The sequence below is a fragment of the Mesorhizobium sp. M1E.F.Ca.ET.041.01.1.1 genome, assembly GCF_003997355.1.
Classification (GTDB): Bacteria; Pseudomonadota; Alphaproteobacteria; order Rhizobiales; family Rhizobiaceae; genus Mesorhizobium.
Genome location: NZ_RZSL01000139.1, coordinates 1 through 12,527 on the forward strand (window position 1 = coordinate 1; position 12,527 = coordinate 12,527).

At 62.2% G+C, this 12,527-nt stretch carries 9 protein-coding genes, 1 tRNA gene and 3 pseudogenes; 7 read left to right on the forward strand and 6 right to left on the reverse strand.

Features of this window, described 5'->3' with window-relative positions; translation table 11 throughout:
- Positions 1-271: 271 nt before the first annotated feature.
- Complete coding sequence (locus tag EOA38_RS14115; protein ID WP_127222522.1) at positions 272-661, forward strand: DUF427 domain-containing protein; 390 nt, start codon at positions 272-274, stop codon at positions 659-661.
- A gap of 69 nt (positions 662-730) precedes the next feature.
- Here EOA38_RS14115 and EOA38_RS14120 read toward each other — a convergent pair whose 3' ends face one another.
- The 3 genes from EOA38_RS14120 to ppdK form a co-directional block, all read right to left on the reverse strand.
- Positions 731-1,471, reverse strand: a complete 741-nt coding sequence (locus tag EOA38_RS14120; RefSeq protein WP_127299455.1) for a polysaccharide deacetylase family protein — start codon at positions 1,469-1,471, stop codon at positions 731-733.
- A 252-nt stretch (positions 1,472-1,723) separates the two neighbouring features.
- The gene (locus tag EOA38_RS14125; protein ID WP_127299456.1) at positions 1,724-2,872 is read right to left on the reverse strand and encodes a glycosyltransferase family 9 protein; all 1,149 of its coding nucleotides are present in this window, start codon (positions 2,870-2,872) and stop codon (positions 1,724-1,726) included.
- 123 nt (positions 2,873-2,995) lie between these two features.
- Positions 2,996-5,677: a pyruvate, phosphate dikinase gene (gene ppdK, locus EOA38_RS14130; protein WP_127299457.1), complete on the reverse strand. Its 2,682-nt coding sequence runs from the start codon at positions 5,675-5,677 to the stop codon at positions 2,996-2,998.
- 218 nt (positions 5,678-5,895) lie between these two features.
- Here ppdK and EOA38_RS14135 point away from each other — a divergent pair, with 218 nt between their 5' ends.
- Positions 5,896-6,240, forward strand: coding sequence for a VOC family protein (locus EOA38_RS14135; RefSeq protein ID WP_126095193.1), 345 nt, complete (start codon positions 5,896-5,898; stop codon positions 6,238-6,240).
- A gap of 134 nt (positions 6,241-6,374) precedes the next feature.
- Positions 6,375-6,449: transfer RNA gene (locus EOA38_RS14140), tRNA-Gln, on the forward strand.
- A 258-nt stretch (positions 6,450-6,707) separates the two neighbouring features.
- Here EOA38_RS14140 and EOA38_RS39175 read toward each other — a convergent pair.
- Positions 6,708-6,929, reverse strand: a complete 222-nt coding sequence (locus EOA38_RS39175; protein WP_189434663.1) for a hypothetical protein — start codon at positions 6,927-6,929, stop codon at positions 6,708-6,710.
- A gap of 569 nt (positions 6,930-7,498) precedes the next feature.
- Here EOA38_RS39175 and EOA38_RS14150 point away from each other — a divergent pair.
- The 4 genes and pseudogenes from EOA38_RS14150 to EOA38_RS14160 all read left to right on the forward strand — a co-directional run.
- Entirely contained in the window at positions 7,499-8,227 is a 729-nt protein-coding gene (locus EOA38_RS14150) for a DUF6088 family protein (protein WP_127221462.1), read from the forward strand.
- A pseudogene (locus tag EOA38_RS14155) lies at positions 8,208-9,364 on the forward strand (nucleotidyl transferase AbiEii/AbiGii toxin family protein). The gene EOA38_RS14150 and the pseudogene EOA38_RS14155 overlap by 20 nt, the downstream one beginning before the upstream one ends.
- Positions 9,365-9,668: 304 nt before the next feature.
- A complete protein-coding gene (locus EOA38_RS39180; RefSeq protein WP_189350238.1) occupies positions 9,669-9,809 on the forward strand; it encodes a hypothetical protein in 141 nt (46 codons plus the stop codon).
- 485 nt (positions 9,810-10,294) lie between these two features.
- Positions 10,295-11,208, forward strand: a pseudogene (locus EOA38_RS14160) (EAL domain-containing protein); the annotation flags it as partial.
- Here EOA38_RS14160 and EOA38_RS14165 read toward each other — a convergent pair.
- Together EOA38_RS14165 and EOA38_RS14170 are read right to left on the reverse strand one after the other, a co-directional pair.
- Entirely contained in the window at positions 11,209-12,231 is a 1,023-nt protein-coding gene (locus tag EOA38_RS14165) for a fatty acid desaturase (protein ID WP_126095197.1), read from the reverse strand.
- Between the two features lie 85 nt (positions 12,232-12,316).
- Positions 12,317-12,527: pseudogene (locus EOA38_RS14170) on the reverse strand (hypothetical protein); the annotation flags it as partial.

Consider the following 12,527-nt stretch of genomic DNA (forward strand, 5'->3'; position numbering starts at 1 on the left):
CATGAGCCCGGCATAGGCGGCGGCAACCGCCAGTTCCTGCTGCTGACGCTGCCGACCATGGGCGGGGCGCTGAAAGTCGAGACCGCGGCGAGAAGCACCAATCCGGTGGCCGGCATCGCCGCCGCCTATGCCGGGCTCATGGACGCGTTCAAGACCGCCGCCTGAGGGTCGGACGGCAAACGTTCAATCAATGGTGATGACGCCCGCATATGGCGCGAGCTTGCGCCGTGGCTGTGCTCGACACATGTAAGTCTCCCCCAAGGAGATCCGCATGGACAAGCTTGCCAACCCCGCCCCCGGCTTTCAGCGCAACCCAGACAAGGTAATAACAGTCGAGCCATATCGCGGCAGCGTCGCGGTACGCGCAGGCGATACGGTCATCGCCAGGTCGACCCGAGCCAGGCTGCTGTCGGAACCGCCCTACCCGGCTGTTTTCTACATCCCCTTCGACGACATCGATTTCAGCAAGCTCGCCAGGACCGGGCATTCGACGCATTGTCCCTACAAGGGTGACGCGAGCTACTGGAGTGTCTTGCCGGCCGGCGAAGGCGGCAAGGACGCTATGTGGGCCTATGAGCAGACCTTCGACGAAATGGCCGAAATCCGCGATCACGGCGCGTTCTACACGAGCAAGGTCACGGTCGAAGCCTCGCCGGACTGAGGCTGTTTGATATTCAGGCGCGGCCGGCCTGACGTGATCTCAACACGGCCCGGTCACCTATTGAACCGATCAGTCGGTCGTGCCGTCATTGCCCACATCCTCAGTATCGTCGAGCCGAACGAAGGTCATGCCCTTCTGCTTCAGGGCCAGCAGGCCTTGAACGACCCCCTCGCCCGCCGCATGGGTCGGCTGGTTGATATGGGCAATGATGACATCGCCGTCCTTGGCGGCAGCGATGCGCCGAGCGGTCTCCTTCGCCCCAAGCAGCGAGCCGCCGTCGCCATTGATGGAGAAGCCTGCGATCTTGAAGCCCAGCTTGCGGATCATCGCGATTGCCGACGGACTATATTCAGCGGTGGCGCCGCGAAACCATTTCGGCGCCGGGCCGCCGGCGCTGCCAAGGGCTGCAGCGCCGGACTCGACCTCCGCCTGAACGGCATCGGGACTGCCGGCGCTGCTGATGCCGTAGACCTTGCGCGGCGTGTCGACCGCAGGAATGTGACGGCCCCCGTGATTTTCCAGTTCGAACAGGTCCGGATGCGCCCGCATGATCTCGACGGCCGCACCGTTGCGCTTCAGCCAGATGCCGGTGACGAAAATGGTCGCCGGGATCTTGTTCTCCACAAGCGCCGAAAGAATGCGCGTATCGGTCTTCCCGCCGCAGGCATCGAGCGTGAGCGCGACCCGCCCGCCACCGCCCTGCGGCTTCACATGCAGGGTGGGCTCGACCAGCGTCGCGGCATTGCCTGCCGACACGACCGCGACCGACAGTGCGATCGCGCAAAGATATCTCTGAAGCAGATCCGTCATTCTTTCCAAGCCCCGGCCCTTTGAGCCGTTCACTGCAAGATGGCGCCAACAAGACCCGCATCTAGGCGAAAATCGGGACGGCTCGCGTCTGAAAAGGAACGACGCGACAATTTGCGTGGACCATTTGGTTTCATGCTTGTCGTTATCCCCAAAACCGCGATGCGGCATGAACTGCAGGCCGCGCGCCCTCTCGGACGCACAAAGGGCGCTGCAGCACCTTGATCTTGCGCATGATCCTTTTCGAGCCGGATGTCAGCGACGCAAGATCGATTCCGATTTTTGGAAAGGATCATGTGCTGGACCGGGTGCTCCAGGGGCCGCTTCGGTCCGCGACAGAAGTTCCCGCACTGCTTCGACGACGGGTTCCACCTCCAGGCGCCAGACGCAACACGCCTTGCTCGGATCGGTGCGGCGGCACAAGTCGCCGCCGACGCAGTCACAAGGCATGGACGGCCGCAACGAGATGCTGGGCACGCCGACCGGTCCCCACCGGACGGGATTGGTCAGCCCGAACAGGCCGACCACCGGAGTGCCGGCCGCCGCCGCCATATGCATCGGGCCGCTCTCATTGCCGACGAACAGCCGGGCCTCCTTGAGCAGCGCCAGCAGCGCTTCGAGCGAGAGCGCGCCGACCAGATTGACGACCGGCGTTTTCGCGACTGCCATGATCTTGTCCGTCGCCTCGTTCTCGTCGGGACCGCCGACCAGGACGACGTTCAGGCCGGTCTCGGCCGCTATCCGGTCGATCGCGGCGGCAAAGCGCTCGGGCTGCCAGCGGCGGCCGGGAAAGCTGGCTCCGGCATGAACGGCCACGAAGGCGTTCTGCCGAAGGTGGAACTTGTCCAGCAACGTCACCGCTCGTGTCGTCTCAAATGGCAGTGGCCGGATGGCGGGGACGCGCACGCGCAGATCCACGCCGAGCGCCTCCAATGGCGAAAGGTAGCGATAAAGAAAGTGTCGTTCGCCATAGCCGAACGGCTTTGCCCTGACATTGGCGGGTTGGCGCTCAAGCCAGCGTAACGGCTTTTCGGTCGGATGATATCCTACGCGGGTCCTTGCATTGACCAGCCGCGAAACGATCCGCGAAGTCTTCGAATCGGCGAGATCGATGGTCATGTCGAAGCGATAGCGACGCAGTTTTCGCACCGTCTGAACGAGTTCCCGCCCGCGCTGCAGGGGCGTGCCGCGCATATGGGAGCGACGGAAAGTCACGGCCTCCGAAGCGATACCGTGCGCGGTGAGGAAACCGGCGAACCGGGCTTCGCACAGGAAGACGATCCTGGCGCCTGGATATTGGAGCTGCAGGTTCTTCGACAATGTCGAGGCAAGCACGATATCGCCGATGAACTTGGTCTGCAGGATCAGGATGGACTGGAATGTGGCGGGGGGAATCTGCAACATCTGTTTCTCTACACCAGCGGGTTCGAGACCGCGAAACTGGGTGGAAACAGTGTCGAGATTGGGGGCCGTCACGCGCACGTTCGCGTGACTTTGCTTACAAAAGCGTAAGCTCGCGGCGGGCTCTCAGCCACGCGGTGCGGACTTCGCGATCTGCACGGCAGCTTGCGCTGCAGCCAGCCTGGCGATCGGCACGCGGTAGGGAGAGCATGACACATAGTCGAGGCCTACCTCTTCGCAAAAACGGATCGAGGCCGGATCGCCGCCATGCTCGCCGCAGATGCCGAGCTTGATGTCCGACCGTGTCTGCCTGCCCTTCTTCGCAGCGATCCGCACCAGTTCTCCGACGCCTTCAACGTCCAGCGAAACGAAAGGATCCTGCTCGATGATACCTTTCTGCCGATAGGTTTCAAGGAAAGAGGCCGCATCGTCGCGCGAGATGCCGAAAGTGGTCTGGGTCAAGTCGTTGGTGCCGAAGGAGAAGAATTCGGCCGCCTCGGCGATGACATGGGCGCGGATCGCCGCGCGCGGCAGCTCGATCATCGTGCCCGTCAGGTATTCGATCTTGGTGCCGGTCTCCTGCATGACGCTTTGCGCGACCGCATCGATGCGCGCCTTGACGTATTCCAGCTCCTTCACCAGGCCAACCAGCGGCACCATGATTTCCGGCACCACCAGCGCGCCGGCCTTGCGGCCGGCCTCGACCGCCGCCTCGAAAATGGCACGCGCCTGCATTTCGGCGATCTCCGGATAGGAGACGGCGAGCCGGCAGCCGCGATGGCCGAGCATCGGGTTGAATTCGTGCAGCGCCTCGGTGCGCTGCCTGAGTTTGTCGGCCGAAACGTTCATGGCCGCCGCGACCTCGGCGAGCTCGGCCTCGGTCTTGGGCAGGAACTCGTGCAGCGGCGGGTCGAGCAGACGGATCGTCACCGGCAGGCCGGCCATGATCTCGAACAGTTCGAGGAAATCCGAGCGCTGCATCGGCAGGAGCTTGTCGAGTGCCGAGCGCCGGTCCTTCTCGGTATCGGCCAGGATCATCTCGCGCATGGCGACGATGCGGTCGCCCTCGAAGAACATGTGCTCGGTGCGGCAAAGCCCGATGCCTTCGGCGCCGAAGGAGCGCGCCATGCGCGCGTCGAGCGGCGTTTCGGCGTTGGTGCGCACCTTCATGCGGCGCGCGGCGTCCGCCCATTCCATGATGGCGGCGAAATCGCCCGACAGTTCGGGCTGCAGCATGGCGACGGCGCCCTTCAGCACCTGGCCATTGCCGCCATCGATGGTGATGATGTCGCCCTTGCGGAAGGTCTGGCCCATCGAGATCAGCGTGCCGGCCTTGTAGTCGACGCGCAGTGAGCCGGCGCCCGACACGCAGGGCTTGCCCATGCCGCGCGCCACTACCGCAGCATGGCTGGTCATGCCGCCGCGCGTGGTGAGGATGCCTTCGGCGGCATGCATGCCGTGGATATCCTCTGGGCTGGTCTCGATGCGCACAAGGATCGCCTTGCGGCCTTGCAACTTGGCATCCTCGGCATCGCTGGACGAAAAAACGATCTCGCCGGTGGCGGCGCCCGGCGAGGCGGGAAGGCCCATGCCTATGACATCACGCGCGGCCTTCGGATCGATGGTCGGGTGCAGAAGCTGGTCGAGCGAGGCGGGATCGATGCGGGCGACCGCCTCCTCCTTGGTGATCAGCCCGTCCTTGGCCATCTCGACGGCGATCTTGAGCGCCGCCTTGGCGGTGCGCTTGCCCGAGCGGGTCTGCAGCATCCACAATTTGCCGCGCTCGATGGTGAATTCGAGGTCCTGCATATCGCGGTAGTGCTTTTCCAGCCGGTCGGAAATGTCGACGAAAGCCTGGAAAGCCTCCGGCATCAGCTTCTGCAGCGACGGCTTGTCTGAGCCGGCGGCGATGCGCGCCGCCTCGGTTATGTTCTGCGGCGTGCGGATGCCGGCCACCACGTCCTCGCCCTGGGCGTTGACGAGGAATTCGCCATAGAGGTGCTTTTCGCCGGTCGAAGGATTGCGGGTAAAGGCGACGCCGGTGGCCGAGGTGTCGCCCATATTGCCGAACACCATGGCCTGGACGTTCACCGCCGTGCCCCAGCTTTCCGGGATGTCGTGCAGGCGTCGGTAGGTGATGGCACGGTTGTTCATCCAGCTCGAGAACACGGCGCCGATCGCACCCCAGAGCTGTTCGCGCGGATCCTGCGGGAACGGCTTGCCGAGCTCCTCCTCGACCTTGGCCTTGTAGAGTGCGATCACACCCTGCCATTCGACGGCCGAAAGCCCGGTGTCGAGCTCATGGCCGAGGCTCGCTTTCTGGTCCTCGAGGATTTCCTCGAAAACCTCATGGTCGAGGCCCATGACGACGTCGGAATACATCTGGATAAAGCGGCGGTAGCTGTCATAGGCGAAGCGGGCATCGCCGGATTCGGTGGCTAAAGCCTCGACCGTCTCGTCGTTGAGACCGAGATTGAGCACGGTGTCCATCATGCCGGGCATCGACGCGCGGGCTCCGGAACGCACAGAGACCAGGAGCAGCTTGGACGGGTCGCCGAAACGGCGGCCGGTGAGCGCGCCGATGTGGTCGAGCGCCGACAGTACATTGGCCTCGAGCGCGGCCGGATAGGTGCGGCCATTGGCATAATACGCGTTGCAGACTTCCGTGGTGACGGTGAAGCCCGGCGGCACCGGCAGGCCGAGGCTGCACATCTCGGCCAGATTGGCGCCCTTGCCGCCGAGAAGATTGCGGTCGCCGGCACGGCCTTCGGCGGCGCCGTCGCCGAAGGTGTAAACCCATTTGGTCATGCTCGCCCTCCAAGTCGTTGGAAGATAGACAACACCCGGACCACGGCCCGGTTCCCCGCCCTTCCGATCCGAGCGATAGGATGCTGCAGTGCGAAAGGCAAGGTGTCGGCAAAGCAAGCGCCGCCGCTACAATCGATTAAGCAAAAGCTGCGTCAAAAAGACTTGCTGCTATCCGCTCCACGATATAGAACACAACAAGAACGGAGTGGAGTAGCGTGATGAAACTCAACGGGAAACTCGACTATCTGGAATTGCCGGCGACCGGCGGCACGCTGGACAGCGTCAAGTCGTTCTACAGCGCGGCGTTTTCATGGTCGTTCACCGATTATGGGCCGACCTACTCCGCTTTTGCCGAGGGGCTCGACGGCGGCTTCCAGGCTGATGCCGGCGAGGCGACCGCCCGGCCGCTGCCTGTGCTCTATTCCGAAAACCTGGAAGATACGCTGGAGGCGGTCGAGAATGCCGGCGGCGCCATCGTCAAGCCGATCTTTTCCTTCCCCGGCGGCAGGCGGTTCCATTTCACCGATCCGGCAGGCAACGAGCTCGCCGTCTGGGGCGAATAGCCAACCCGAAGAACGCCGCGGCGGAGAAGCGACATTCTGACCCGTGGATCAGCCCGGTTCAGTTGCCATCATGGCATTGAGCTTTCTCCCGCCTCGTCCTATAAGGCCGCGCGCAGCGGGCACGGCCCGGCTGCTGGGGCGTCGCCAAGTGGTAAGGCATCGGTTTTTGGTACCGACATTCCCAGGTTCGAATCCTGGCGCCCCAGCCATCATTTGCTTATTTTTCAAGCCTTTGATTTCCAAGGGAAATCTTCCCGGCTGGGAATCCCTTCGAATTGGCCCCGCCACCGTTTGTGCCCAAAACTGAGGCACAAAGCTGATGCACGGTTCCGGCGCATCGACTTGCGGAAATGGGCTGTTTGCGATGGCGATCCGACATGAAATTCAGAACCTGACACGGCGCGGGAACGTCTATTATTGGCGGCCACGCGTCCCCACCACCTTTTCAGGAGGCGGCTGGCCATTTGTCACTCAGTCTGAACCAGTCCGATCGCGGCCGCGCGGCCTATATCGCGCGTAAGCTCAACACACTCCTGCATGACCTGAAATTGCGGTCCACTTCCCGAAATCGGGAGCGCGCGCTCATTGAAGTTTTCCGCGCCAAGGCGGACGTTCTTCTCGATGTCGAAGGGCGATATCCGTTCACCGACCGGAAATTGAGCGCTCTCACTAGAAAGGCCGAAACCCAAACAGCCGATCCGGCCACCGATCCTAGAACGGTCTCGCAAGCTGCCGATCCCGCGATCCCGATAAGACTAGCCGACAAATTGGCAGCGATCATCTCACGGACGTTCGAGAGAAAGTGACCTTGTTTTGAGGTGGCTTCCGATTCTAGTTTCGTCGTCCGCCGATCGTATGAGTTTCGTCGCCGACGGCTTGCGGCCTTGATGTTGTCGGCGATCCCTGAGGGAATAGAATTCCGATCCTTCTTCAGTAGGCGATCTAAGAAAGTCCTGTAGATGATGCCCATTGTTTTGAGGGGTTCGGCCATCGCCAACCTTGTCGGATGAAGCGTCCGCTTCGGGTCGATTCACGCCTTCGGTGCAAGAGCGCCTTCCGGAGTGTCTTAGTTCCGCGCTCCACAAATCCCGGACGATCGGCAGATTGTGCATGAGCGGACACCTCCGCTATACTCGCCGGTTCGCTTGTCATCGTCGATACTGACCAAACTTTGAATGCAAATTTTGGTCAGTAACAGGCTTTGAGGTTGCTACTGACCAATTTTTATATATAATCTTCGGACAGCCGATGGTGACCGATGCCAGACCCCACGTCCGACACTCTCGATCGCATTCATGACAGAATCGCCAAGGCAGCGCCCTCGGGTGTGTGGTCACGCGCCGATTTTCTCGACATCGGAACGCCCAACGCCGTCGAGAAGGCGCTGCAAAGGCTGACCCTGCGCGGTGACATCCGCCGTCCCTATCGCGGTTTGTATGACAAGCCGGGCATCAGCAAGCTGACCGGCAAGATGGTATTTCCGCCGCGCGCCTCCTTCATCGACGCCATTGCCCGACGCGACAAGCTGCGCGTGCTGGTCGACGGCATGACCGCGGCGAACGACCTCGGCTTGACCACGGCCGTCCCGGCCCGCTCGACGATCTATGCCGACACCTACCCACGAACGATCGAGATCGAGGCCAGCGCCGGCGATCCGAACGCTGCACGGCCGGTCATCTATAAGCTCGATTTCAAGCGCGTTTCGGCCAAGACGGCGTTCTGGGCTGGCCGGCCGGCGATGCGCGTGATCCAGGCGCTGACGTGGTTTCGTGATGAGCGATCAAGCCTCGACGCGGCCGTGAACGGCATCGTCCGGCATCTGTCGCGCGATCCGAACCGCGAAGAGATCGTGCAGGACCTGCGCGACAACATTCATGCCGTCCCTGCATGGATGTATCCGCTGGTCGAGACGATCGCCCGAAAGCTCGCCGAAAGCGAGCCAGACCCGGATCGGGCGAAGGAGGACCATGCAACAGACGTTCATTGAAATCCTTCGCTCGAGCGTCGACGACCGTCGAGCGCTCTTCTCGACCGTTGCCGCGCATCTGGAAACACGAGCGGAGAACGTCGAGAAGGACCTCTATGTCTGCTGGGTGCTCGACTTTCTGTTCAACCGGCGCCCGAACGATCCGGTAGGTCTTTATTTCAAGGGCGGCACCAGCCTCAGCAAGGCATATGGACTCATTAGTCGGTTCTCCGAGGACATCGACATCGGAATCTACAAGGCCGACCTGAAGGTGCCGCTGGAAGCCGACATCGCTGCCCTCCCCTCCGTCAATCAGCAACAGCGCGCTCTCGCCGAGAAGGTTGACGAGGCAGCACGGCAATATATTTCTGGTCCCCTCAAGGAGCTGTTGGCCAAGGAGACCGCGGCCATCGAAGAAGCGGCCGGGCAGGATGGACATTTCTCCCTCGCTTTCGGCTTCGATGCTTATCGAAACAAGGATGCGCTCGATATTCTCGTGGTCGGCTACAAGAGCGTGTTCGATTCCGGCAACGGATATGTTCAGGCCGCCTCCGCATCGAAGGCGGCGCGCGTCCCGATCCCGAGCCGGCCGAGCTGTGCGAGATCGTGCCCTACATCGCTTCGGAAATGCCAGCCGGCGCGGACCTATCAGTGCCGAATGTAATGACGGTGAAGCCGGAACGGACCTTCTGGGAGAAGGTGCTGATCCTGCACGCAATGACCGAAATGACCGAGAAGCGAAGCGCGGGAGCGCAGCCCGATCGGCCGGTGCCGGATCTCAATCGTTATTCGCGGCACTACTACGACGTCCATCAGATCTGGACGCATCCCGACTACGGAGTGGCCACGGCGTCGATGCTCGATCTCGCCGAAGCCTGCCGGCAGCACAAGGAACTGATGTTTCGCGCACCCGATCATCGTTACGATCGTGCGGTGCCAGGAAGCTATCGTCTTGTCCCGACCGCCGACATGCGCGCCAAGCTCTCGGCCGACTACGAACGCATGTCGGCGATGATTTTCGGCACGCCGCCGGCGTTTGCCGACGTCATGACGAGCATCGAAGCGCTCGAGCATCACCTCAACGCGGCGCCGGCCGACGCACCTGACATCACCGGCAGCGCGGTGGAGATGGGAAAAGACCAGATGGGGTCGGACTGATAAGATCGTCCGATGGCGCAGATTTCGGAGAATGCGCCTCGATCGAGGCTGTTCTGGCCGCTCTTCCGGCCGGTGCAGACGAGGCAGCGCTTACGGCCGCGTTGACGAAGAAATTTCCGGGCTTCACTTTCACCGCGGCCAGTATCGACGACGCCTATTGGCGCGACGTGCGATCAGTGCTCGCCCCCGACGGCAGCCGAGTCGCTGAGTTGCGGCCCTGGATGACGGAAGCCCTCGCTCGCCGCGGCGGGGACGTAAAGGCGCTGTGGGTGGAACTGCGGGGCAGCGAGTTCCAGATTTCGGAATGGCATGGCAAAGCGCCTTCGCCTTTGTGCCGACAGGCGCAGGCGCCGCGGACTATGTACAGATCTCGCTTGGCCGCGAGATCGAATGGCGCGCCGGGCCGATCGTCGATCCGAACATCGCCGCCCTGGAGAGCGAATGATCTGCTCGATCCGGCATGGATCAAGCACGGCGAGACGACCGACGAGAAGATCGTAGCAGGCCCGCTCTACCGATTGCTCGGCCGAGCCGGGAATGGCATCGTGCATGTCCGCAACTTTCTCACGCGGTGCGCCCGGATCGAACGCGACAGGCGCGAAGCGCGCCGGCCGGAGATGAAACGGCGCGTTTGGGTCGGCTCCGATGCTCCGATGGACAGACGCCGTTTCTTGAACTGCAGCCCAACTGGTTCGATTTCGTGCCGCGCGAGGTGCGCTTCTTTCAGGATTGGGAAGAATCGAGCGCCCGCACGGAGCGCGTCTATGACCACTGGGCGCTCGAAATCACTACGAGCATCGCGGCCAGCGGGAGATCGGATACATCACCCGGCCGCTACGGCCTGCCGAACAGCTTTCCGCCGGCAGCTCGTCCGTGCACATCCTCATGGATCGCATCGAGGCGATCAACCGTGAGGTTGGCCTCCCCTTCGCTAGAGCCGACGGCCGTGGTGTTTTCCGGATATTCGAGGCCGACATGGATCGCAAGCTGCGCGAACGCCGTGCCCTCGAACAAGACTTGCGGTCTGCGCTGGCAGGTGGCGAATTATTCCTGCACTACCAGCCGCAGGCGGGCATGTCCGGCGAAATCGTCGGCTTCGAGGCTCTGATCCGGTGGTCCCACAAGGACCGAGGGATGATCCCACCCGCCGAATTCATTGCGGTGGCCGAAGAGAGCGGACTGATCGTGCCTATCGGCGAATGGGTGCTGCGGGAGGCATGCCGCGAGGCGGCTTCGTGGGTGAAACTGGTCCAGGTGGCGTCAACCTGTCTCCAGTGCAGTTTCGCCAGGGCGATCTTCCTGACTTGGTGCACTCGGTTCTGCTTGAGACGGGGCTCGACCCAAAGCGGCTAGAGCTGGAAGTAACCGAGAGTGTGCTGTTCGACGACTTCTCGCGGGCAAGTTCGATCCTCAGGCGGCTGAAATCGCCCGGCGTGAAGATCGCCCTGGACGACTTCGGAACCGGCTACTCGTCGCTTTCCTATCTCCGGTCTTTCCCCCTCGACAAGATCAAGATCGACAAGTCCTTTGTCTGGATGATTCAGAAGAACCCGCAATCGGCCGCCATCATTCGTGCGATCGTCGGGCTGGGCCGAGGCCTATCAATGCATATCATTGCAGAGGGCGTCGAGACGTTGGAGCAGTTGACCTTCCTTAGCGAGGAAGGCTGCAATGCTCTGCAAGGATATTTGATCGGACGCCCCCATCCGATTGAGGCGTACGCGAATAGGTCGGCAGACCTGAAGCTATGGCGAGCAGCGCGCGTCCTCGCCGTAGACGGCGGTAGCCGCCGCACGGAGCCTGCAGCACAACACAAACAGAGCCCGCCTCCGCATAGACTGTGATCAGGCTGCGTCGTGGAATGAAACCAGCCTCCGGCGCCGGTCGTCCCAAAGCACGAGCCTGACGCATTTGAGGCTGTCCCAGAGGGTGATACGTCCAATGCAGGCAAGTTGCGGATGGTCGCGCAGCACTTCCGGCAAGCGGTAGTAGGGAATCCGGCTGGACAGATGATGGACGTGATGGATGCCGATGTTGCCGGTGAGCCACCGCAGCACCGGCGGAAGATCGTAGTGCGAGGCGCCATGCAGCGCCGCTTGGGGAAACCGCCAATCCTCGCCCCCCGACCAATGCGTCTCCTCGAATTGGTGCTGTACATAGAAGAGCCAAACGCCAGCCGCACCTGCCAGCAGTGCGACCGGCAGGTGGATTAGGAGAAAGGTAGCCAAACCGACGGTCCATACCATCAAGGCAGACAGCGTGACGATCGCAATATTCGTCAGCATGGTCGAAATCCAAGGCAGAGCACCCGAGCTCATCATCCCGAACGGTAGGCGCTGCTTGAATAGGAATAGCCAAGCTGGCCCGATCCCGAACATCACAAGCGGGTGCCGGTACAGCCGGTAACCGACCCGCTTTATCGGCGAAAGGGCACGGTATTCGGCAATCGTCAGCGTGGTGATGTCACCGACTCCGCGTTCGTCGAGATTGCCTGCAGTCGCATGATGGGCGGCGTGAGCGCGCCTCCAATAGTCATATGGGGTCAGAGTCAGGACCCCAAGCAGGCGGCCGGTCCAGTCATCGAGTCCGCGACGGGCGAAGAACGAGCCGTGGCCGCAATCGTGCTGGATCATGAACAGCCTAAGCAGGAAGCCGCTGGCAGGAAGGATCGCGATCAGCCCGGGCCAGAAGCTGTTGGTCAGCGAAAGACAAGCAGCCGCCCAGAAGATGGCGAAAGGGACAAGAGTGATGAACAGTTCGAAGGCGCTACGCCCTAGACGCGGCTGTCGGTATTTCGCCAGCTTCTTCAACCACGCTCCGGCATTGTCTTCAACAAGTGAAGCGGGTGGATAGACATGTGCGCTCATTATAACCAGTCCGTTTTTCGCCACCCTGCGATCATCTGCTAGGGCAATGGCCGCGCCCGTGGGATTGGGCGCAGGTGTTGAAGTATTAGGCCTGACGGGCCTTGCGGGGCGCCTCGTCGGCCACGACGCGCGAGACCCGATTGCCCATTTCTGTCTGACGGGCTCCGGCTTCCGCCCTTACCTCAGCCTTGGCAGCCGCAGCTTCCGCCAAAACCCGCTCATTGTCGGCGACCTTCAGCGCTTCGCGCTCGGCGCGATGGGCATCGCAGCGCGTTCCCGGAAGGGAGCCGGTCAAT

Coding starts and splice junctions, on each gene's coding strand:
- EOA38_RS14115 (WP_127222522.1), top strand. CDS start 272: ATGGACAAGCTTGCCAACCCCGCCCCCGGCTTTCAGCGCAACCCAGAC.
- EOA38_RS14120 (WP_127299455.1), bottom strand. CDS start 1,471: ATGACGGATCTGCTTCAGAGATATCTTTGCGCGATCGCACTGTCGGTC.
- EOA38_RS14125 (WP_127299456.1), bottom strand. CDS start 2,872: ATGTTGCAGATTCCCCCCGCCACATTCCAGTCCATCCTGATCCTGCAG.
- ppdK (WP_127299457.1), bottom strand. CDS start 5,677: ATGACCAAATGGGTTTACACCTTCGGCGACGGCGCCGCCGAAGGCCGT.
- EOA38_RS14135 (WP_126095193.1), top strand. CDS start 5,896: ATGAAACTCAACGGGAAACTCGACTATCTGGAATTGCCGGCGACCGGC.
- EOA38_RS14150 (WP_127221462.1), top strand. CDS start 7,499: ATGCCAGACCCCACGTCCGACACTCTCGATCGCATTCATGACAGAATC.
- EOA38_RS39180 (WP_189350238.1), top strand. CDS start 9,669: ATGGCATGGCAAAGCGCCTTCGCCTTTGTGCCGACAGGCGCAGGCGCC.
- EOA38_RS14165 (WP_126095197.1), bottom strand. CDS start 12,231: ATGAGCGCACATGTCTATCCACCCGCTTCACTTGTTGAAGACAATGCC.